This window comes from Staphylococcus sp. AS1337 (genome assembly GCF_051408735.1).
In the GTDB taxonomy this organism is placed as follows: domain Bacteria; phylum Bacillota; class Bacilli; order Staphylococcales; family Staphylococcaceae; genus Staphylococcus; species Staphylococcus xylosus_B.
In genome coordinates, this window is record NZ_JBOIHZ010000014.1 from 1 (window position 1) to 23,501 (window position 23,501).

The following is a 23,501-nucleotide window of genomic DNA, read 5'->3' on the forward strand; positions in this document are numbered from 1 at the left end:
GATTTTCTCCTGTACCTGGATTTTCTCCTGTACCTGGATTTTCTCCTGTACCTGGATTTTCTCCTGTACCTGGATTTTCTCCTGTACCTGGATTTTCTCCTGTACCTGGGTTTTCTCCTGTACTAGTTACATTTGTATTTGTAGGTTCTGAAGTATTTCCATTTTTATCCGTAGCAATCACTACGATAGTGTCTCCACCATTCAAGACTACATTTGATGGTATTTCTACTGTATAGTTACCTTCGTCATCAGCCGTGCCTGTTGCCGTTGTTCCATCCGGGAACGTCACTGTTACCGTTGAGCCTGGTTCTGCTGTTCCACTTATTGTTGTATCTTCACTTGTTACTTCATTCACCGTTGGTGCTTCTGGTGCTGTTGTATCTGTAACTGTTGTCGTTGCTTCTTCTGACACGTTGCCATCTTTATCTTTAGAAGTAACTATGATTTCTTCCCCACCATCTAATTTTACGTTTGATGGTATTTCTACTGTATAGTTACCTTCGTCATCAGCCGTGCCTGTTGCCGTTGTTCCATCTGGGAACGTTACTGTTACTGTTGAGCCCGGTTCTGCTGTTCCAGAAATTTGCGTGTCTTCACTTGTTACGTCATTCACCGTTGGTGCTTCTGGCGCTGTTGTATCTGTAACTGTTGTCGTTGTTTCTCCTGATACATTTCCATCTTTATCTGTTGATGTGACAACGATATCTTCATCACCTTTTAAGTTTACATTTGATGGTATTTCTACTGTATAGTTACCTTTGTCATCAGCTGTTCCTGTTGCCGTTGTTCCATCTGGGAACGTCACTGTTACTGTTGAGCCTGATTCTGCTGTTCCACTTATTGTTGTATCTTCACTTGTTACTTCATTCACCGTTGGTGCTTCTGGCGCTGTTGTATCTGTAACTGTTGTCGTTGCTTCCTCTGACACGTTGCCATCTTTATCTGTTGCCGTTACAACGATATCTTCATCGCCTTTTAAGTCTACATTTGATGGTATTTCTACTGTGTATTTTCCTTCGTCATCTGCTGTTCCTGTTGCTGTTGTTCCATCTGGGAACGTTACTGTTACTGTTGAGCCCGGTTCTGCTGTTCCACTCACTGTTGTATCTTCACTTGTTACTTCATTCACCGTTGGTGCTTCTGGTGCTGTCGTATCTGTAACTGTTGTCGTTGCTTCTTCTGACACGTTACCTTCTTTATCTGTTGCCGTTACAGCGATCTCTTCATCACCTTTTAAGTCTACATTTCTTGGAATGTCTATTGTGTAGTTGCCTTCGTCATCGGCCGTGCCTGTTGCTGTCGTACCGTCTGGGAACGTTACTGTTACCGTTGAACCTGGTTCTGCCGTTCCACTCACTGTTGTATCTTCACTTGTTACGTCATTCACCGTTGGTGCTTCTGGCGCTGTTGTATCTGTAACTGTTGTTGTTGCTTCCTCTGATACGTTGCCATCTTTATCTGTTGCCGTTACAACGACCTCTTCATCACCTTTTAAGTCTACGTTTGATGGTATTTCTACTGTATAGTTACCTTCGTCATCAGCCGTGCCTGTTGCCGTTGTTCCATCTGGGAACGTTACTGTTACTGTTGAGCCCGGTTCTGCTGTTCCAGAAATTTGCGTGTCTTCACTTGTTACGTCATTCACCGTTGGTGCTTCTGGCGCTGTTGTATCTGTAACTGTTGTCGTTGTTTCTCCTGATACATTTCCATCTTTATCTGTTGATGTGACAACGATATCTTCATCACCTTTTAAGTTTACATTTGATGGTATTTCTACTGTATAGTTACCTTTGTCATCAGCTTTTCCTGTTGCCGTTGTTCCATCTGGGAACGTCACTGTTACTGTTGAGCCTGATTCTGCTGTTCCACTTATTGTTGTATCTTCACTTGTTACTTCATTCACCGTTGGTGCTTCTGGCGCTGTTGTATCTGTAACTGTTGTCGTTGCTTCCTCTGACACGTTGCCATCTTTATCTGTTGCCGTTACAACGATATCTTCATCGCCTTTTAAGTCTACATTTGATGGTATTTCTACTGTGTATTTTCCTTCGTCATCAGCCGTGCCTGTTGCTGTTGTTCCATCTGGGAACGTTACTGTTACTGTTGAGCCCGGTTCTGCTGTTCCACTCACTGTTGTATCTTCACTTGTTACTTCATTCACCGTTGGTGCTTCTGGTGCTGTTGTATCTGTAACTGTTGTCGTTGCTTCTTCTGACACGTTACCTTCTTTATCTGTTGCCGTTACAGCGATCTCTTCATCACCTTTTAAGTCTACATTTCTTGGAATGTCTATTGTGTAGTTGCCTTCGTCATCGGCCGTGCCTGTTGCTGTCGTACCGTCTGGGAACGTTACTGTTACCGTTGAACCTGGTTCTGCCGTTCCACTCACTGTTGTATCTTCACTTGTTACTTCATTCACCGTTGAGCCTGGTTCTGCTGTTCCAGAAATTTGCGTGTCTTCACTTGTTACGTCATTCACCGTTGGTGCTTCTGGCGCTGTTGTATCTGTAACTGTTGTCGTTGCTTCTTCTGACGCGTTACCTTCTTTATCTGTTGCCGTTACAACGATCTCTTCATCACCTTTTAAGTCTACATTTGATGGTATTTCTACTGTATAGTTACCTTTGTCATCAGCCGTGCCTGTTGCCGTTGTTCCATCTGGGAACGTTACTGTTACCTTTGAACCTGGTTCTGCTGTTCCACTTATTGTTGTATCTTCACTTGTTACTTCATTTACCGTTGGTGCTTCTGGTGCTGTCGTATCTGTAACTGTTATCGTTGCTTCCTCTGACACGTTGCCATCTTTATCTGTTGCCGTTACAACGATCTCTTCATCGCCTTTTAAGTCTACATTTGATGGTATTTCTACTGTGTATTTTCCTTCGTCATCTGCTGTTCCTGTTGCCGTTGTTCCATCTGGGAACGTTACTGTTACTGTTGAGCCTGGTTCTGCTGTTCCACTTATTGTTGTATCTTCACTTGTTACGTCATTCACCGTTGGTGCTTCTGGTGCTGTCGTATCTGTAACTGTTGTCGTTGCTTCCTCTGACACATTGCCATCTTTATCTGTTGCCGTTACAACGATATCTTCATCACCTTTTAAGTCTACATTTGATGGTATTTCTACTGTATAGTTACCTTCGTCATCAGCCGTGCCTGTTGCCGTTGTTCCATCTGGGAACGTTACTGTTACCTTTGAACCTGGTTCTGCTGTTCCACTTATTGTTGTATCTTCACTTGTTACGTCATTCACCGTTGGTGCTTCTGGTGCTGTCGTATCTGTAACTGTTGTCGTTGCTTCCTCTGATACATTACCATCTTTATCTGTTGCCGTTACAACGATCTCTTCATCGCCTTTTAAGTCTACATTTGTTGGAAGTTCTATTGTGTAGTTGCCTTCGTCATCGGCCGTGCCTGTTGCTGTCGTACCATCTGGGAACGTTACTGTTACTGTTGAGCCCGGTTCTGCTGTTCCAGAAATTTGCGTGTCTTCACTTGTTACTTCATTCACCGTTGGTGCTTCTGGTGCTGTTGTATCTGTAACTGTTGTCGTTGCTTCTTCTGACACGTTACCTTCTTTATCTGTTGCCGTTACAACGATCTCTTCATCACCTTTTAAGTCTACATTTGATGGTATTTCTACTGTATAGTTACCTTCGTCATCAGCCGTGCCTGTTGCCGTTGTTCCATCTGGGAACGTTACTGTTACTGTTGAGCCCGGTTCTGCTGTTCCACTCACTGTTGTATCTTCACTTGTTACGTCATTCACCGTTGGTGCTTCTGGTGCTGTCGTATCTGTAACTGTTGTCGTTGCTACTGGTGATTCATTTCCTGCTTCATCTGTTGAAATTGCTTTAAATACTTCTCCACCTTCAAGAGTTACACTGTTTGGTATATCAACTGTAAAGTTTCCTTGATCATCAGCAACTACTGAAACTTTGCCTCCGCCTGGGAAACCTATTGTTACTATTGAATTAGGCTCAGCTTTGCCTGTAACTTGTGTATCATTACTTGTTATTATATTAATAACTGGTGGTTCAGGTGCTGTTTCATCTGTAACCGTAATTTGATCTGAAATTTCACTTGTTTTACCATCTTTGCTAGCTGTTGCAGTTAAAACTGTTCCAGCTGTTAACGATTGATTTAATACGATAGTTGCAGCTGAACCATCACTTGGTATTTGAACTGAACCAATTTCATTGTTGTTATTATCTCGGACAGTAACTGTTGCGCCTGCTGTACCATTCACTTGTATTTCTTTATCGTTATCATCAACTGGATTAATAGATGGTGCTGGTACTTTAGAAACATCTATAATGTCAAATGTATTAACTTCGTCATTTTCGTAGTTAGGTGAATCAATTGCAATAGTATATGTGCCTTCAGGTGACTTAGAAATTGACACAGAAAATGTACCATCTGGATTAACTGTAGATGTGCCAATCACTTTTCCATTTGCATCTATAACTTTAGCAGTTTGAGTTGCTGCACCCGTTTTTAATGGAACAGTTCCTGTCACAACAACATCATTAGTAGTTATATCGGCTGCAATAGGTGTACCAACTAATGGTGAAGTTTTGTATTTTACAACTTCATCTCCATCATTTTTACCATCACCATCAGTATCATTATTTTCAGGATCACTCAATGATACTTGGCGTTCATATCTGTCTAAAAGACCATCTCTATCGTAATCTTGTAAAGCTAATGTTGCAGTACCCATAGTATTATTGATAAGTTTACCTGTACTATCTGTTAAGTATCCGGCAAAAGTGAAATCTTCCTTCTGTCTAACTGTTTCACCAATCAAATTTCCTTGTGAATCGTATTGTGCATCTTGCGTCAAAATATTATTTGCACTTTGATTTAATTTAAGTACAATTCGTATACCAACCGTTTCTGGTGTTAAATTATTAAATTCAATTAAATCATTTAGATTCGAACTTGTAATTGTTCCATTACCATTTGCATCAAGTGTCAAAGTCGCTGTTTTATTCCCCGCAATATACGTTTTATCAAAACCACTTAATCCCCTATAATCAAGTGAGTGTAATTCAGCAGTATCAATATATGGTAATAAATCTTTATCGATTTGGAAATTATAACTCCAACCTTTTCCTCTTGTATATGTGAAGATACCATCTTTCATTATTTGTTGATCGACAATAAATCCGCCATTTGTACCTATTGTCGGGTCAAATATTGCAGAACCTGTACTCGCTTGAAATGACGTTTTACTATCACTTGAAACATTATTCAGTAACTGAATTAAGTCTGCATCAGCTTTTGTTAAGAAGTAACCGCTACTTTCTGATGTTCTCACTATTTTGTTTCCTTCTGAGTCACGTACATACATTTGGTAGTTAAGTTTGTTATTACTTAAATCTCCAGCTGCTTTCAGGATATTTCCAACTGTGTCATCCAACTCTATTCTACCGTTAGTAGCTTTGTATTGAGATAGAATTTCAGCTCCACCAAAAAGACCACCATTCGCTCTGATAAAATTAATTTCCCAAATATCAGTAAGGTTTCCATTCGCATCTCGTAATCTAGTAAATTCTACAGGTGTTGATCTACCTGATGGATTAGCTGTGATTTTTGTTACATGGTCTGCAATTAATGAATCTAATTTCAAATCAATTTTATATCTATCACCTGAGTTTGATCCTGACATATAACTATTTATATCGAATGGAATATAATTCCCTTTTAAAATTGTGTCTGAATCTAATGGTTTAGGATTAAACATTAATGTTGCAAATGTATAGTTATCTAAATATCCTAACGATTTTTGGACCTCTTCATTTTGATCTGTTGCGGCAGCTAAGGCCATTGGTGTAGCCATTGATCTAAACATTGTACGCGTTGGTGTAGCAAGTGTTGTCGCGCTTTCTTGATCATTTACAAGTTCAATAAGTGAAGCTTTCAAAATTTCAGTGTTAATTTCTTCATCTGTAGCTGTCTCATAATTAACATCTGCATTATTCATGATTTCATCTGCTTCAGTTGATGATAATTGACTACTTAAAAAAGTTTTAACAGTATCTTTTTTGTCTTTAGAAGTTGCTAACTTTGTTTCTAATTTTGATTTAACATTTTCATTATTTGTCTTGTCTTCTGTAGTTATTTCAAGTGATTTATCAACTTTATACGAAGTCGTTGAATTTTCAGATGTTGCAACTTCCTCTGTTTTCACATTTGATTCTTGTTGTTTGGTATCTTCTTGATTACTATCTGTTTGTGATTGTTCTATTTTTTTATCTTTTTCACTATCAGTTTGATTATTAACTGTTTCCTCTGTTTTTACTGAGTTTGTTTCTTTATCATTTTCTGTAGTTGGTGTTTCATCCTTGGTTGATACATCACTATTATTTTCTTCTGTTTTGAGTTCTTCAGTATCTGCTTCTTCATATTTTGCAGGTTCTTGTGCACTATTAGAAGATGATGTTTGTTCTTCAACTTTATTTGTGTCTTCAAAATCATTTTGCTCTGCATTTGTTTCTTCTGTTTTGGGTTCTTCGTTACTTAATTGTTCTTTGTTACTTTCATCCGCTGTCGATTGTTCTACATTATTCTTAGGCATTTGTTCTGAATTTTCTGTTTTTTCTTGCGTTGTTCTATTAGTTTTTTCTACTTCTTCATTATCGTGTTCTACAGAATTAATATCTTCTACACTTTTAATATCACTTATATCTAAAGCTTCGCCTTTATCTTTAGTGTTTGCATTATCACTAGTTATTGAATCAAGTTCGTCGGCTTGAGCTTCATTGCCTACTCCCATAACTAAAGTAGCTCCGATTAATAATGATGCTGTCCCAACTGTAAATTTCCTAATAGAGTATTTGTTCAATCTATTAGGTAAAAACCCTTGTTTGTTTTTCATAATTTTTCCACCTCAAATTTACTTTTCACAATTCAATATTACTCAATTTAATAATAAATGCAAGAATTTTTTATAAATATTTACATAATTATTACATTCAAGTGTGCGCATTTAATAAAAACTACATTATTATTCCACGCAACTCAAAAGTTTGGAATTCAACTAATTGCATTGGTATCACTCTTTGAATCAGGTTCTTTATCTTGAAGTTTTTGAGCATAGCCTAAAATTATTGAAAGTTTTATTGAGGAAATGCGAAGTGTTTTAAATAAATATGTTTCATCAAAAATATGTTAATCACCTATATATATGATCAAAACTATAATTTCTCTTACATTCTCAGTAGTATAAATTCCAATTATTGAAAATGATATTCAATGTAAAACTCCACACAAAAATTTTGCATTTAAACAATTATTTTTTGAGTAATGCGATTCACTATTAATTATATTTTCAATAGTACACAATGTAAAGTGCTTATTCAATAATTTAAGTACCAAAATAATTATAGTAATTAATATTTTTAACTTTACCGATAAACATCTAAATAACATTTATAGTGGTTAAAATAATTATATGGTTATTTTGAAAATATTATTTTAGTTAGTTTTATTTATTTTAAAAGTTTTAATAAGCTAATATATTTCTACAACAAAAAACCTCGAAACATAGACATGTTTCGAGGTAAAAGTAACTTTATTATTTATTATTTAATTGAAGCTCTGTGTCATTAGCTTGGCGTATTTGTTTCAATAACGCATAGTCTTCAATCAATGATTTACCATAAGATGGAATCATTTCTTTCAATTTTGGCTCCCACTGTTTAAGTTGACCTGGGAAGTTTCTTTCAATAACTTCTAGAGCAACAGATACTGATGTGGAAGCACCTGGTGACTCACCTAATAATGCGATAACAGAATGATCTTTAGAATTAACAACCTCTGTACCAAATTGAATAAAGCCTCTACCGTGTTCTTTAGTGTCTTTAATAACTTGAACACGTTTACCAGCTTGTAAGATATCCCAATCTTCATCTTTAGCATCAGGCACAAATCGACGTAACTCTTTCATTCGATCATCTTTTTTCGCTAATACTTCTTGAATTGAATATTTAATTAATGGGAAGTTCTTAGCAGCTGCTGATAACATCGTAATCACATTACTTGGATTAATTGATTTGAATAAATCTAAGTTAGAACCATTTTTCAAGAATTTTGGTCCGATTGCCGCAAATGGTCCGAATAATAATGAATTTTCATCTTGAATGTAACGTCTATCTAAATGAGGTACAGTCATTGGTGGCGTACCTTCTGGTTCTTTACCGTAAGCTTTCACTTCATGTTTAGCTACAACTTCAGGGTTATTACATACTAAGAATTCGCCTGTAATTGGGAAACCACCTAAGTGTTTACTTTCTGGGATACCAGTTTTTTGTAATAATGGAATCGCTGCACCACCAGCACCGATAAATAGATAATCTGTAATATGATGTTCTACTTTTTTAGTTTTTAAGTCTTTAATTTTAACTTCCCATTTACCATCCTTACGACGGCTAAAGTCTTGGACTTCATGTTTATAGAAAAGCTGTGCATTTTCATGTTCGCCTAAATTTTTAGCCATCTTTCTAGTAAGTTCACCAAAGTTTACATCTGTACCTTCATCAATCTTACTAGCCGCAACTGTTTCATTTGGGTCACGACCTTCCATCATCAATGGCATCCACTCTCTTAATTTTCCGTGGTCTTCAGTATATTCGATACCTTTAAACATTGATAATGGAGCTAATGCCTCATAACGTCTTTTCAAGAAGTTTACGTTTTTGTCCCCTTGTACAAAGCTAATGTGTGGTAAAGGGCGAATAAACTCTTGTGGATTTGTGATTTGTTTACTTTTTACTAAATGAGACCAAAATTGTTTTGAAATCTCAAATTGTTCATTTATTTCTTTAGCTTTTTCTACATCTATTGAGCCATCTTTTTGTTCAACTGTATAATTTAATTCACATAATGCGGCATGTCCAGTACCAGCATTATGACGCTCATTTGAACTTTCTATAGCAGGTTTGTCGAGTCTTTCAAAAAGTTTAATATTCCAATCTGGTGCAAGTTCTTTTAACATTGTCCCGAATGTTGTGCTTAAAACACCCGCGCCAATTAAAATAACGTCTTTAGAGTTTGATTCACTCATTATGTTTCCACCTTTCAATCATCACTTTTTAATAGCAATTTATAATATGTTTTATTTTATAAGATACCAGTAATTCTTTTCCTAATGTATTTATACCCTATAATACTGTCTTACTATCATAAATTTGCTTCTCGATATATATCTCTCATAGCATATGATAAAACAACACTGTCGAAATGTAAAATGTATATTACGATAAGATTAATTTCTGTTAAATTACATTAAGTGTATTGTTTATATCATGCTAATTAGTCACCTATAATTATGTTATCTATCAAGCGTGCTTCACTAAATTTAACTGCTAATGAGAGGAATATTTCCCCTTTTATTTGTTCTTGTTTAATGAGTTGCGGATAGCTATAAATAGCCACCGTTTCAATGTTACCAGTGGTATGATTTTCAATATATTCACGTGTTTTTTCAATTAACTTTTTACTTTCTCTCTCTCCTTGTTCATACATTGATTGTGCTAAACAAAGACTCTGATATAAATATGCCGCTTCTGAACGTTCATGTTCAGTTAAATATATATTACGTGAGCTTTTGGCTAATCCATCTTCTTCTCTTACAATATCTACACCAATAATTTTAATTGGATGATTGAAATCTTCTACCATTTTTTCAACGATAGCTAGCTGCTGTGCATCTTTCTTACCAAAATATGCTTTATTGGGACGCACAATATTAAATAATTTGTTAACAACAGTAACTACGCCATCAAAATGTCCTGGTCTCTCAGCACCTTCTAACACTGTAGCAAGACGGCCTGCTTTCACTTCAATTGTTGGTTTTTGTGGATACATTTCCTTTTCACTTGGATGAAATATATAATCAACGTTTATTGTTTGTGCTTTAATTGCATCTCCATCAATATCTCTTGGATATGATGCTAAATCTTCATTGGGGCCAAATTGTAAAGGATTAACAAAAATGCTAATCACAGTTACATCATTTTCTTCAACAGATTGAGCCATCATCTTTAAATGACCATCATGTAATGCCCCCATTGTCGGCACAAAACCAATAGCATTACCTTGACGTTGTAACTCCTTTGTAATCTGTCTCATTTCTTTAATACTCGTGATTATTTTAGTCATTTTGTATCCTCATCCATTACGCGTTTTTTATAAGTATGATTTTCGTCAGGAAACTGGCTAGATTTCACTTCGCTGTTGTATTCAATCAATGCATCAACACCCACTGAAAAATCTCCATATTGTTTTACAAATTTCGCTTTATGCTCAACACCATAATTTAATAAATCATGGTAAACCAATACTTGTCCGTCTGTATCTTTACCTGCTCCTATTCCTATTACAGGGATATCTAATTTTTTTGAGATTTCTGATGCTAAATCAGCTGGTACTGCTTCTAACACTAACATGACTGCGCCAGCCTGTTGTACTGCATGGGCATCATTCAGAAGTTGTTGTGCCGCTTCTTTGTTACTTGCTTGCATTTTATATCCTGTAATACCTACACTTTGTGGCGTAAGTCCTAAATGTGAAACGACTGGAATTCCCATACGGCTACAATTATCAATATATTTTGTTAGATGCACACCCTCTGCTTTAATCGCATTGGCATTAGTCTGCTGGTACAATTTGACTGCTATTTCTAAGTCATATTGTTCAGTAATGCCTACTCCACCAAATGGCACATCGACAACTACATAAGTGTCAGGTGCGCCACGGCGCACTGCCTTTGCATGATGTATCATATCTTCGACAGTTACTTGTACTGTACTGTCGTAACCCAAAACTGTCATACCTAGTGAGTCACCAACTAATATGATATCTATCTGTGCTGCTTCAGCTTGTTTAGCACTTGGGTAATCATAAGCTGTTACCATTGAAATTTTTTCTTTATGCTCTTTATATGCTTGTAACTGACTCAATGTTTTCAATTAAAATCAACTCCACAATTTGATATATTTATATTGTCATACATATACTAACTAAACTTTCTAGAAAAGGAAATAAGATAACATGAGTAATTTTGCTATTATTGGTCCTGGCGCAGTAGGCAGTACAATTGCGTATGATCTTCAACATAATCAACCCAACTTAAAATTATTAGGTCGTCGCAATAAAACAATTAATTTCTTTGTTAATGGAAATTCAAATGAGGCACATCAATTAACTGTAACTACTTTAAGTGACTGTGATAAAAAATTGGACGTTATATTTATTGCTGTAAAGATACATCAGCTGTCAAAAGTCTTAACTGAATTAGATCACTTGTTACATAAAGATACTACTATTATTTTAGCTCAAAATGGTCATGGCCAATTATCAAAGTTTAAACATCCATTCGTTTATCAAGCTGTTGTGTATATTAGTGGTCAAAAAGAGAATGATAAAGTAACTCACTTTCGTGATCATAAATTAATCTTAAAGAATACACCTCAAACAGAAGCACTACGTAAAGAACTAGAGAATACACCACTAGATATTCACCTAACTGATGATATAGAAACAGCAATTTGGTATAAACTGCTTGTGAACTTAGCTATCAATAGTGTGACAGCTTTGAGCCGTTCTACCGCTTCTGTATTAACTGTCCCAGGTATTAAAAATCTATGTGAGAATTTATTACGCGAAGGTATAGAAATTGCCAAATATGAAAATGTACTATTTGAGGAAAAAATCGTAACTGAAATTATGACAATTTATGAAGGTTACCCTAATGAAATGGGGACGAGTATGTACTACGATATTTTAGAAAACAAGCCATTAGAGATTGAGGGAATTCAAGGTTTTTTATATAACAAAGCACGATTGCATGGTTTAAAGACCCCTACACTTGATACAATTTATCCACTTTTACTAGCTCAGCAAATAAATTAAATTAAAACACTATTTACTTTTAAAATAAGCCTAAGTAATCAATTAATGTAAATTGATTACTTAGGCTTCATCATTATCTGATAAATGTAGGTAATGATGAATTGCACATTTCACTAATCACATTATCCCTCTTCACTTCAAAATTATAAGTAACGAACTATACTTCTTAACCATCATTCGATACAAACTCCTATAGATTTTAAAGACTTTCTGAAAATAAACACTAATAGATAGAACAATTAAAACTACTTCTAACATTTAAAATATAATTGAGACACAATTTCCTTCTTTCTTTTTCTGTCTTTTTAATAACTGCATACACCAAATATATGAAATTAATATTTTTTATCTTTGTTCATATAGAGTTCATATAAGCCAGTTATATTACAGTTATTAACAAATTGGAGGTTGAAAAAATGAAAAAATTAATGTTTAGTTCAGCATTCTATACTTTACTAGGTATGTTAAGCGGTCTTTTTTACCGCGAAATGTCTAAAGGAGAAAATTTTAGTGGTTACTCTCAATTAAATGTTACACACACGCATTTACTCGTTTTAGGTACAATTATGTTCCTAATATTTATGATTATTGAATATCAATTGAAATTAACTAAAAATAGTAAATTGTTTAACAGCTTTTTCTATATCTTCCATTTAGGTATTTTAGTAACAGTAGCCATGCAATATGTTAATGGTATTGCGACAATCAAAGGTTTTAGTGTTAACCCAGCAATAGCGGGTATCGCAGGATTAGGGCACATAATGATTTCTATCGCCTTTATTCTATTCTTTATACTTTTAAATAAAAGAATAAATGTGAACTCAAATAAAATTAAATAATGCTTTATATTGTTATAATAAAATCGCTTTAAAGTGCTTATGGTAAAGTAGTACTTTAAAGCGATTTTATTTATTATGATTCAGTAGCGAGGCAAATAAATATCAATATAATGATAAGGAGCACCATATTCTATTCTTTTTAAGTTATTAATATTAACGCTCCCAATATAACGATAAATAGATACAGCCATTTCTCAAAATGATTATAAGACGTTAACTTAGATAAATACTTACCTATTACCACTGAAATAATTAAACAAGGTAATGACAATAAAAATAAAGGAATCGTTTGTTCCGTCCATATACTACCAAATCCTTGCCCCATAACTACAAATATTGCCGTTAAGAAAAAGTGTGCTTGAATTGTGCTTCTAAAATCTTTTATATGCCAACTTGATAGGGTCCCGTAAATCACAACTGGAACACCATGAGAATTATATAGACTACCTAAGATTCCAGAAACAATGCCTGTAATACCAACCCATCTATTAGATTTTAATATAATTCGTATACGATTATTTAAAAACAAATACCTACTTAATGCATATGTACCATAAATAATTAAAAATCCACCTAACATCATTTGCACAATATCAGTATTAAAATGTCTTAAAATCCAAATACCTATAGGTATACCAACTAAACTACCTGCTAACATAATAAATAAAACATTATATTTTATATTTCTATAATCAGAAAATATATTTAAACTTGCTACAAATAAGCCAGCCAAACCAACGACAGATATCGCTGTATGTGTTTCTAACCCTATCAGTGCTAGTAACGGCATACTTATGAGTGCTTCTCCAAAGCCAAAATAAGTCCTTACCAGTCCCCCTATAAATATCGCGAACAAAATAAGTATAATAAATACATCCATATATACGCCCCTACATCCAATTAATTGAAAAATAATTAAATACAAAATCCTACACAATTTTCAAATTCATTTACATCATATCACTATTATTTCCATCTTATAAACATTTGAAAATAATTTTAATAATTTAATGAATTAAACAATTAACAATTTAATATGTAGACTTGCTAAGATTTCTCAAAAGTGTAGAATCGGTGGAAACGCTTACAAAAATTAGTGTAAATTCATTATGTTAGGAGAATTATTTTGCTTTCAGAGATCATTAGTTTTTTAGATAAAATCATTTGGAGTCCACCGCTCGTCTTTGGATTATTAATTACTGGATTACTATTTTCAATCATGTCTCGTTTTGCACAAATCAGGCAATTTAAAGAAATGATTCGTTTATTATTTAAAGGTGAAAAATCCCCACAAGGTATTTCTAGCTTTCAAGCAATATCCCTATCTCTGGCCGGGAGAGTTGGTACTGGGAATATAGTCGGTGTTTCTGCAGCAATTTTTATAGGTGGACCTGGTGCAGTATTTTGGATGTGGGTTACTGCATTAATTGGCGCTAGTACAGCGTTTGTAGAATCCACACTAGGTCAAATCTATAAGCAGAAAGAAAACGGAGAATACAGAGGTGGGCCTGCTTTCTATATAGAGAAAGGTATAGGGGGCAAATTTGGTAAAATATTTGCGCTAGTATTTGCCGGTATTACAGTAATATCTATAGGTTTTTTAATGCCAGGTGTTCAATCCAATGCAATTGCAACTTCTTTGCATAGTGCTTTTAATATTCCAAAATGGATTGTAACAATTTTTCTAATCATACTTCTTGCGCTTATAATATTTGGTGGCATTAAACGTATTGCTAGTATGGCTACGGCAGTGGTTCCATTTATGGCTATTGCGTATATCTTGTTAGCTATTATAATTATTTGCCTGAATTTAGAAGAAGTACCAGCATTGTTTGCACTTATATTTAAATCTGCACTTGGACTACAATCAACATTTGGTGGTATAGTCGGTGCAATGATTGAAATTGGTGTAAAAAGAGGGCTTTATTCTAATGAAGCTGGACAAGGCACAGGCCCTCATGCAGCTGCAGCAGCTGAAGTATCTCATCCAGCTAAACAAGGACTCGTCCAAGCATTCTCTGCCTACATAGATACATTATTTGTTTGTACCGCAACTGCATTAATTATTCTAATGTCAGGTACTTTTAACACAACAGATGGTACCAAAAATATACATGGCGCCCCGAATTTAATTGAAGATAACGGTATTTATGTACAGAATGCAGATGGCTCAAGAGATTATTCAGGCACAGCGATGTATGTTCAATCTGGTATTGATAAAGCATTTCAAGGATCTGACTACCATTTTGATCCTAATTTTGCTGGTTTTGGCTCATACTTTATAGCTATTGCTTTATTTTTCTTTGCATTTACTACAATATTGGCATACTCATACATTTCTGAAACAAATATGGCATACCTAACTCGTAAAATGACACCTAAAAAATCAAATTTTTATATCACTTTGACTCGTTGTATGTTAATTATTGCAACTGCATTTGGAACTTTAAAAACAGCAGATGCCGCTTGGGATATGGGAGACTTAGGTGTTGGTTTGATGGCATGGTTAAATATCATAGCTATATGGATTCTATTCAAGCCCGCTTTTCACGCTCTAAAGGATTTTGAAAAGCAGAAAAAAGAAAAAGGTTCCGGTAGATTAGCTGTATATCGTCCTACAAATGAAGAAGTTCCCAATGCTGATTTTTGGATAAATAAAGCGAAAAATGAACAAAACTTTTAATAAAAATATGTAATATAAAATTTTGTAAGTTCACAAATAATTTGTTACTAAAATAAGTTAATTGAATTTAAAGCATTGATTCAATGTATATCCAGTTACAAGAAAGAACATGTGATAAATGGCCTCTGAATAAAAAATAACCGTCAATTTCTATTATGAAAGAATATAGAAGTTGACGATTATTTTATTCTTATGAAATTTTGCACCTTGATGATGTCCTGGGAAATAGTATAGGAGAAAGAATAAAGACTCGCATCACATCCTGTAAAAACATGTATATATACAAATATATGATTTTATGAACACAACACTATACTGGTTAACTCTCTTTGCTTGATAATGTATATACTTATCCCCAAATCTTAGCTTTTACTTTGTCATGTTAATCTACTTCATGTAAGTTGCTAATTCCCAAATATATTCTAAAGGCCCTAATTTAAAATATTTAAGCCATACCATACTTGAAATTATTTGAACTATATAAATCATCAAACATATCCATAATGTGTGAAGTAAACTCCACTGTTTTCCATCAAATATTAAAATTAATAAGCCTATGATTAAAGTTTGTCCTATATAATTTGTTAATACCATTCTGCCATAATATTTAAGTGGCGTTAAAATAAAACGCCCCCAAGACATAATCAGTAATAAAATGAGACAAGATGTATAAAATAAACTCATGAAAGGTGGAAATATTGTAATAAGACGATGATATTGACCAACAGCTACTATATAATCTTCTGGATTTTTTTGAAGTTGCTTAGGTAATAAATCAATATGTGGCACAACGTAAAATTCATTAAGTACATGCCATCCCAGTAACGATACAATACCTGAACTAATTGCCACTATTCTCCATATCTTTTTAGCAGTTTCAAATTTTAAAATGATTTCAAATTGTGCTGACACTAATCCTAATATAAAATATGGAAATGGAATCAAGAATTTAGCATCTAACCAAATAACAAAAATTAATATACTTATTCAATTTAAAAAATGGGATAAGCAACAATCCGAATATAGCGTATATTAACAACGCTTCTCCTGATTGCAGTTGCATATGTAAGAAACCAAAAATACCAAGTACAATAATACGACGCAAAAATATAACATACTTATTCCCTGCTTTATGCTTCGCTCTTTGCATAAAGATATAAAAACCAATACCAAATAAATATGAAAAAATAGCAAAAAATTTGTTTTCAATAAAGAAATCTAGGAATTTTTTATATGTAATATCATTTGAAAGTTCCGGGGCCGGTAATTGTGCTATTGCAATAATATTTACAAGTATGATTCCCAATAATGCAAACCCACGGAGAAAATCCAATGTTTCTATTCTATTATTAATTTTGTTCAAAATATTACTCCTCTTCACTCTAAATTCTCTTTATAATACTGTATATATCGTTATTAATTCAAAATGCATCTATAAAACTATTCTTTCATATATACTAGCATTGCTAATCATATGAGCTCCTTATTATAAAGTGAAAGTGAAAGTGAAATGACGATTTTGTAATATAAAAATTCTTTCACAACTCTTTACCTTCTGCTAAATACGACAATAAAAATACTTATCACTAAAATAATTACGTTACTCCACTACTCTTTTTACTTGTAATCTATAACCATAGAAATGAGTGTAATATCGTTCCCGTTATTAATATAACTATGGGCAATATCAGATTTAAATCTCAATGCATCTCTTTCTTTTAAGGTAAGCACTTCATTTTCTAAATGCATTTCTAATTGACCTTCAATAATGATAATTGATTCTTCAGAGCCAGCTAAATGTGGTTCAGAATTTAAAGTTGCACCGGGATCCAATTCAACATAGAAGAATTCAAATGACTTACTTTTTTCAAATGGAAAGTAAGGATAAACTCTATATTTCCCTTCATTTTCTGTTACTGGCACAACATCTTCCTTTTTCACTTGTATATAATCAGATTCTGCTTCACTCATGAGGCTACTAAATGACAATTTCAGTCCATTACTAATCTTCCAAACAGTATTAATAGTTGGAATTGTATTTCCTTTTTCTATCTCATTTAGTGAAGATGTACTCACCCCAGTGAGTTTTGATAATTTTTCCAGGCTAATTTTATTTTTCTTTCTATATAAATAAATATTTTTTGCCACAATTTTATGGAATTCCATCGTAATGCCCCTTTTTCTATTGACTTTCCTGTAAAACGGATATAAAATCCTCTTAAATGGATAAATCCAGTAAATAGGAATTATTAGTGCTATATTTCCATAATAAAGGATAATGTGAGGAGAATGCAATTTGTTTCTATCTTTTATAATTTATACATTTTTTATGAGCTATACACCTGGACCAAATAATTTATTAGCTTTGGATGGCGCCTTACGATTAGGTATTAGAGGTACATTGAAATTTTTAATTGGAATTGGTTTGGGCTTCTTAACACTTTCATTGCTATGTCTTATTTTTAGTGAGTTTATGACAATTTATTTCACAAGTTTCATTTTCATTATAAAATTAGTAGGATTTGTTTATTTATTATATCTAGCTTATACAGTTTTTAAACATAATCACAAAGACGCTAACTTAAATCATACTTATCGCTTACGTGATGGATTATATCTTCAATACGTGAATCCTAAGACTATCGTTTATGTACTAACCGCAATTGTCACTTACGTCACTACACAAGATATGACAATTTTCACTTCCATGAGCTATACAGTTACTATCGCTCTAATAGGTGTTTCTGGCACTATTGCTTGGGCATTTTTAGGGCTCTGTTTCAAAAAAATATTACTAAAATATAATACTGCCTATAAGATTTTCATGTCATTAAGTTTAGTTATATTAGCCTTTATGATGTTGTTAGAATAACTATGTATACTAGAACTAAAAAACAGATTATCGTACATTTTTATGATTGAAAATGAGCTTTATGCTTTTAATTTAATAAAAATAGGGAATTAATTTAAATGAGGTGATATATTCAATGAGTAATTCTAAAGCATCAAATAAAATTAATGAAATTTTGAACACGTCAAGAATCGGTATATTATCTACAGCATATAATAATGTACCCAATAGTAGGTACATGGTGTTTTATAATGATGGTAACACCTTGTATACCAAAACAAATATTAATTCTATTAAAATAGATGAAATTCAATCAAATCCTAAAGCACATATATTGTTAGGCTATGATGATACAAAGAACAGAAGCTACTTAGAAATTGAAGCAACATTATCTATAGTACAAGATCAGGAAACAATTGATTGGCTATGGAAGCGCCAAGACAAATCTTTCTTTGATAATAGTGAAGACCCGGAACTATGCGTATTAAAAATCTTACCTAATACTATAAAAATTATGAACGATGATGAGTTAGATCAACCTGAAATAGTACAATTTGATTAATTATTAAACTAGCACTTATTATGTGAAGATAAATATGCATATTAATAAGTGCTTTTTAATGGCTGATTATTTTAATTGAAAAGGCGGTTACATATGTTTTTAGCATGGAATGAAATAAAAAGGAATAAATTGAAATTCAGTCTAATCATAGGCGTTTTAATTATGATTAGTTATCTCCTTTTTCTATTATCAGGTTTAGCGAGTGGCTTGATGAATATGAATAGAGAAGGAATTGATAAATGGGAAGCCGATGCAATTATATTGAATAGCGATGCAAACCAGACTGTCGAACAATCTATCTTCGATAAATCTAAAGTAGCAAACACTTACAAACAACAAACGACTTTAAAACAAACTGGAGTTATTGTCTCAAATGGCAAACAAGAAGAAAATGCATTACTTTTCGGAGTTAAATCTGATACTTTCTTACTCCCTAAAATCCTAGAAGGACAAAAATTCAAAAATGAAAATGATGTCGTAGCGGATAAAACTTTGAAAGATAAAGGTTTCAAATTAGGTGACAAATTGTCATTATCACAATCAGACGAAAAATTAAAAATTGTAGGATTTAGTGAAAGTGCAAAATATAATGCTTCTCCAGTCCTGTTCTCAAATAATAAAACTATTCAAAATATCAATCCATCATTAATAGAAGATAAAACAAATGCTGTAATCGTCAAAGATAAAAAGTGGAAGCAAAAGTCTTTAGATAACGACTTAGAAGCCATTGAAATTGGGAAATTCATTGAAAATTTACCTGGTTATCAAGCACAAAACCTGACATTAAACTTTATGATTACATTTTTATTCATAATTTCTGCAACAGTCATTGCTATTTTTTTATATGTCATTACATTACAAAAAACAAATCTCTTTGGTGTTTTAAAAGCACAAGGTTTTACAAATGCTTACCTTGCTAAAGTAGTATTGTCACAAACTTTTATCATTGCAGTCATTGGTACAATTATAGGTCTTGTACTTACTATAATTACTGGTTTCTTTTTACCTGATGCGGTTCCAATTAAATTTAGTTTTGTCACACTAACAGTATATGGTGTTGTACTTATCTTGGTTTCACTTATAGGAAGCCTCTTCTCTATTTTAACAATTAGAAAAGTTGATCCGCTCAAAGCGATTAGTTAATAAGGAGGTATTAAATGCTAGAATTTAAAGATGTAACCAAATACTTTAAGGATGGTAACCAAACCATTGAAGCTGTCAAACCTACGACAGTTAATTTTGATAAGAATGAACTTATCGCTATTATAGGACCTTCTGGGTCTGGAAAAAGTACATTCTTAACAATGGCAGGTGCATTGCAGACGCCTACATCTGGAGAAATTATCATCAATAATAAAAACATTTCACAAATGAATCAAAAAGCATTATCGGATACACGTATGCAAGAAATAGGTTTCATTCTACAAGCAACGAATCTTGTTCCTTTTTTAACGGTAAAGCAACAATTTAAATTATTACAAAAACAAAAAAAAGATGTTCTAACACTAAATGAATATGCACAACTTATGGAACAACTTAATCTCAAAATGATAGAAAACAAATTACCAAATGAGATATCTGGTGGACAAAAACAACGTGTCGCTATTGCTAAAGCATTATATACAAAACCTTCACTCATATTAGCAGATGAACCAACCGCTTCTTTGGATACAGATAACGCTATGGAAGTAATGCATATATTGAAAGAACAAACAGTACAACACAATAAAACTTGTATCGTTGTGACTCATGATGAGCGTTTAACATCATTTTGTGATCGTGTATATCATATGGAAGATGGTACTTTGCAACTGACTTAACCACTTTTTATAATAAAAAGGAGTGAGATTCCAACCAAAATTTGATTGAGAATACTCACTCCAATTCATTGTTATACGATGAAATTCACAATTAAAATCAATCCTAAACCTACAATTGATAAGATGGATTCTAATAAGGTCCAAGTTAAAAATGTTTCCTTCATAGTTAAACCAAAATATTCTTTAAACATCCAAAATCCTGCATCATTCACATGTGAACAGAAAATACTCCCAGCTCCGATAGCTAATACAACTAATGAAATATTTACATCAGATGACTGTAATAATGGTAAAACAATACCTACCGACGAAATTGCTGCAACTGTTGTTGAACCTAATGCTGTACGTAATAGCGCCGCAGCTAGCCATGCAAGGATAAGCGGTGACATTTCAGTGCCTTTAAATATCTCTGAAATGGTGTCACCTACACCACCATCAATTAGTATCTGTTTAAATGTTCCGCCACCACCTATGATAAGAATAAGCATTGCTATGGGTGTAATGGCATTCGAAACTGTATCCATAATCTGTTTCATACTCTGTTTTCTTCTAATTCCCATAGAATAAATTGCAAATAATACGGCAATTAACATCGCAGTTACAGAAGTTCCAATAAAGTAGATAAATCCTTCGAAACCACTTGCTTTTCCCTCTTCATTACCTGTGATTAACTGTACAATGGTAGCTAGTAGCATTAAGATAACTGGTGCAAGTGCCGTGAGCAAACTCATACCAAAACTTGGTAAATCCTCGTTTTCAAACACTTTAAACTCACCTACAGCTGCTTGATTTCCTTTTCTTTTAAAAGCTTCAGGTGTTAATTTATGTGCAATTTTCGGAAAAATACCTCCAACAATAATTGCTAAAGGTATGCCGATAATAACACCATACATTAATACATGACCAATATTGGCATTTACCGCTTCTGAAATTGCAACTGGTCCTGGATGTGGTGGTAAAAAACCATGTGTTACTGCTATAGAAGTTGCCATCGGAAGACCAACTGTTAAATTTGAAATCTGCATCCTTTTAGCTAATGTAAATACTAAAGGAATCAATAACACAAATGCTACTTCCAAGAATAGCGATATCCCAATAATAAATGAAGCGATAATCATTGCCCACGTCACATATTTCTTACCAAACACATTGATTAATGTATCAGCAATGCGTGTAGCGCCACCGCCATCTGACAACAACTTCCCTAATATGGAACCTAAACCAAAAATAATAGCAATATGTCCTAGTGTATCCCCCATACCTTTTTCAATAGTAGTTACAATTGTATCTAAAGGCATTCCCAGTAAAATACCGGTTACCATTGAAGTGATAATTAGCGCGATAAATGTATTAAGTTTAAACCACATAATTAACATTAATAATATAAGTACACCAATCACAACAGCAACTAATGGCCAAAATTCTCCCATCATGTTCTTCCCCTACTTTCTATATCTCTTTCGTATTCATTTTATATACAGTTGTTAACGTATCTTCATCTCCAATATTTCCCGGGAAAATAACATAAGGCATTTGACTATATTTTGCTTCCTCCCCTGTTAGCCAAACTGGTACACCTTGCGTTATTTGGCCAATAACAAGTGCCTTTTTAATATTCAGTCCTTTAGTGGCAACATCGCTAGAAGTAATACCACCTTTAGCAATAATGAATCTTGGTTTTACTTTCAAGCCTTGTACAATACCAACCAATGCATTGGAAATATTCGTAGAAATACTTAAATTATTCGTTAAATCTTCTGTTTTGATTACATCTCTTGAAGTATATACAACGACATCTCTTCCCGATTGAATATATGATGTCACCTTTTCTATCTGTTGATTTATGTACGTTTGTAAATCATTTGTAGTTACTGCTTTTACATCAAACTCAATGGATGCTATATCAGTATTTGTTAATAAATGTTGTAGTTGTAATGAAGTTTTTTTAACATGTGATCCTACAATCATAAGTCCACCATTCGTTTGATCACTATAATGATTTAAGTTAATGATCTCTCCAGGTGTTTCGCACATAGCCTTAACAAATGACGCGGCTGTTCTAAACATGAATTTTTTATCATTACTTTCTAAAAATCTAGTTAAACATGAAACAAAATAATCCATATCTTCATCATTTAATGCATCAACTATAACAGCATCAAAAGTCGAGATACTGTTAAGCACTTCATTAATTGATTGGGCATCACGTTCTCGTATTTGTGATAAACGAATATGTTTTACGTCATCAGCATTAATTTCTCCGTTACTTTTCTCTTCAATAAAACTTGCCATCGTTCTACTACTGAATCCGAATGTAGTATCATTTGCAAATTCACTTTCAGACACAGGTACATATCCGTTGCCTTCTTTTAAATAATGAATACCATCCAATGTGTAACGTTTTCCCTCAAAGAATGCCGGTATATAAAACACGCCATCAAATTGTTCATCTGAAGCTTCGCTTAAGACTTTCGGTTCTAAATAAAAATGCCCTCTTAATGTCGAATCTCCTCTACTTATTACAATGTACGGATGATCTAATCGTTGTGAAACACGTGCTATATTACGACTGATTTCTTGATGTAATTGTGTAGTTTCTTGTTCATTTAATGCTCTAGAATTCGTTAATATATAAAACATGTGATTCTCTTGCTTAAAACCATCTTCAATTAATGATTCTGACCATTCTGTATATACCGGTAAGTCTTTTACTGTTTGAGTGCCAGTTGGGTCGTCATCTAGAACGATAATTTTATATTTAAAAGTACTAAGTTTTTTTGAAATAACATCTTGCTTCGTTACATTTATTAAACGCTCGTTTAACATC

17 protein-coding genes are annotated in these 23,501 nt (G+C 33.5%); 7 read left to right on the plus strand and 10 right to left on the minus strand.

The genetic code is table 11. The features are described 5' to 3' along the window. The 4 genes from ACSUE0_RS14285 to panB all read right to left on the minus strand — a co-directional run. Positions 1-6,883, minus strand: a 6,883-nt coding sequence (locus ACSUE0_RS14285) for an Ig-like domain-containing protein (protein WP_436957795.1), incomplete at its 3' end; no start/stop codon positions are given. A 699-nt stretch (positions 6,884-7,582) separates the two neighbouring features. Continuing rightward, positions 7,583-9,070, minus strand: a complete 1,488-nt coding sequence (gene mqo, locus ACSUE0_RS14290) for a malate dehydrogenase (quinone) (RefSeq protein ID WP_436957797.1) — start codon at positions 9,068-9,070, stop codon at positions 7,583-7,585. Positions 9,071-9,318: 248 nt separating this feature from the next. Continuing rightward, positions 9,319-10,167: a pantoate--beta-alanine ligase gene (panC, locus tag ACSUE0_RS14295; RefSeq protein WP_436957799.1), complete on the minus strand. Its 849-nt coding sequence runs from the start codon at positions 10,165-10,167 to the stop codon at positions 9,319-9,321. After that, positions 10,164-10,976, minus strand: coding sequence for a 3-methyl-2-oxobutanoate hydroxymethyltransferase (gene panB, locus ACSUE0_RS14300; RefSeq protein WP_119613740.1), 813 nt, complete (start codon positions 10,974-10,976; stop codon positions 10,164-10,166). Before panB ends, panC begins: the two co-directional genes overlap by 4 nt. 82 nt (positions 10,977-11,058) lie before the next feature. On the opposite strand from panB, the gene ACSUE0_RS14305 reads away from it, so the two are divergent. Then, positions 11,059-11,919, plus strand: coding sequence for an oxidoreductase (locus ACSUE0_RS14305; protein WP_436957801.1), 861 nt, complete (start codon positions 11,059-11,061; stop codon positions 11,917-11,919). 416 nt (positions 11,920-12,335) lie between these two features. Next, the gene (locus ACSUE0_RS14310) at positions 12,336-12,758 is read left to right on the plus strand and encodes a DUF2871 domain-containing protein (protein WP_436957803.1); all 423 of its coding nucleotides are present in this window, start codon (positions 12,336-12,338) and stop codon (positions 12,756-12,758) included. A 139-nt stretch (positions 12,759-12,897) separates the two neighbouring features. On the opposite strand, the gene ACSUE0_RS14315 is transcribed toward ACSUE0_RS14310, so the two are convergent. Continuing rightward, positions 12,898-13,638, minus strand: coding sequence for a sulfite exporter TauE/SafE family protein (locus ACSUE0_RS14315; protein WP_119613743.1), 741 nt, complete (start codon positions 13,636-13,638; stop codon positions 12,898-12,900). A gap of 246 nt (positions 13,639-13,884) precedes the next feature. On the opposite strand from ACSUE0_RS14315, the gene ACSUE0_RS14320 reads away from it, so the two are divergent. Further along, positions 13,885-15,441 (plus strand): alanine/glycine:cation symporter family protein, encoded by a 1,557-nt coding sequence (locus ACSUE0_RS14320; RefSeq protein ID WP_119613744.1) that lies wholly within the window; start codon positions 13,885-13,887, stop codon positions 15,439-15,441. Positions 15,442-15,828: 387 nt separating this feature from the next. Here the strand turns inward: ACSUE0_RS14320 and ACSUE0_RS14325 are convergent, their stop codons facing one another. The 3 genes from ACSUE0_RS14325 to ACSUE0_RS14335 all read right to left on the minus strand — a co-directional run bounded on the left by ACSUE0_RS14325 (position 15,829) and on the right by ACSUE0_RS14335 (position 17,607). Further along, the gene (locus tag ACSUE0_RS14325; protein WP_436957806.1) at positions 15,829-16,386 is read right to left on the minus strand and encodes a DUF418 domain-containing protein; all 558 of its coding nucleotides are present in this window, start codon (positions 16,384-16,386) and stop codon (positions 15,829-15,831) included. A 4-nt stretch (positions 16,387-16,390) separates the two neighbouring features. Continuing rightward, on the minus strand, positions 16,391-16,804 hold the full coding sequence (locus ACSUE0_RS14330) for a hypothetical protein (RefSeq protein WP_436957808.1): 414 nt from the start codon (positions 16,802-16,804) through the stop codon (positions 16,391-16,393). Between the two features lie 254 nt (positions 16,805-17,058). Then, the gene (locus ACSUE0_RS14335) at positions 17,059-17,607 is read right to left on the minus strand and encodes a helix-turn-helix domain-containing protein (RefSeq protein WP_436957810.1); all 549 of its coding nucleotides are present in this window, start codon (positions 17,605-17,607) and stop codon (positions 17,059-17,061) included. A 163-nt stretch (positions 17,608-17,770) separates the two neighbouring features. Between ACSUE0_RS14335 and ACSUE0_RS14340 the strand changes: the two genes are divergently transcribed. From ACSUE0_RS14340 to ACSUE0_RS14355, 4 genes are all read left to right on the plus strand, one after another. Next, entirely contained in the window at positions 17,771-18,313 is a 543-nt protein-coding gene (locus ACSUE0_RS14340) for a LysE family transporter (RefSeq protein ID WP_436957812.1), read from the plus strand. A 115-nt stretch (positions 18,314-18,428) separates the two neighbouring features. Beyond that, on the plus strand, positions 18,429-18,854 hold the full coding sequence (locus ACSUE0_RS14345; protein ID WP_119613747.1) for a pyridoxamine 5'-phosphate oxidase family protein: 426 nt from the start codon (positions 18,429-18,431) through the stop codon (positions 18,852-18,854). 93 nt (positions 18,855-18,947) lie between these two features. Continuing rightward, positions 18,948-19,997 (plus strand): ABC transporter permease, encoded by a 1,050-nt coding sequence (locus ACSUE0_RS14350; protein ID WP_119613748.1) that lies wholly within the window; start codon positions 18,948-18,950, stop codon positions 19,995-19,997. A 14-nt stretch (positions 19,998-20,011) separates the two neighbouring features. Next, on the plus strand, positions 20,012-20,674 hold the full coding sequence (locus ACSUE0_RS14355; RefSeq protein ID WP_119613749.1) for an ABC transporter ATP-binding protein: 663 nt from the start codon (positions 20,012-20,014) through the stop codon (positions 20,672-20,674). A 71-nt stretch (positions 20,675-20,745) separates the two neighbouring features. On the opposite strand, the gene ACSUE0_RS14360 is transcribed toward ACSUE0_RS14355, so the two are convergent. Further along, a complete protein-coding gene (locus ACSUE0_RS14360; RefSeq protein WP_119613750.1) occupies positions 20,746-22,107 on the minus strand; it encodes a gluconate:H+ symporter in 1,362 nt (453 codons plus the stop codon). Positions 22,108-22,123: 16 nt separating this feature from the next. After that, a complete protein-coding gene (locus ACSUE0_RS14365; RefSeq protein WP_436957815.1) occupies positions 22,124-23,500 on the minus strand; it encodes a four-carbon acid sugar kinase family protein in 1,377 nt (458 codons plus the stop codon). Position 23,501 lies beyond the last annotated feature (1 nt).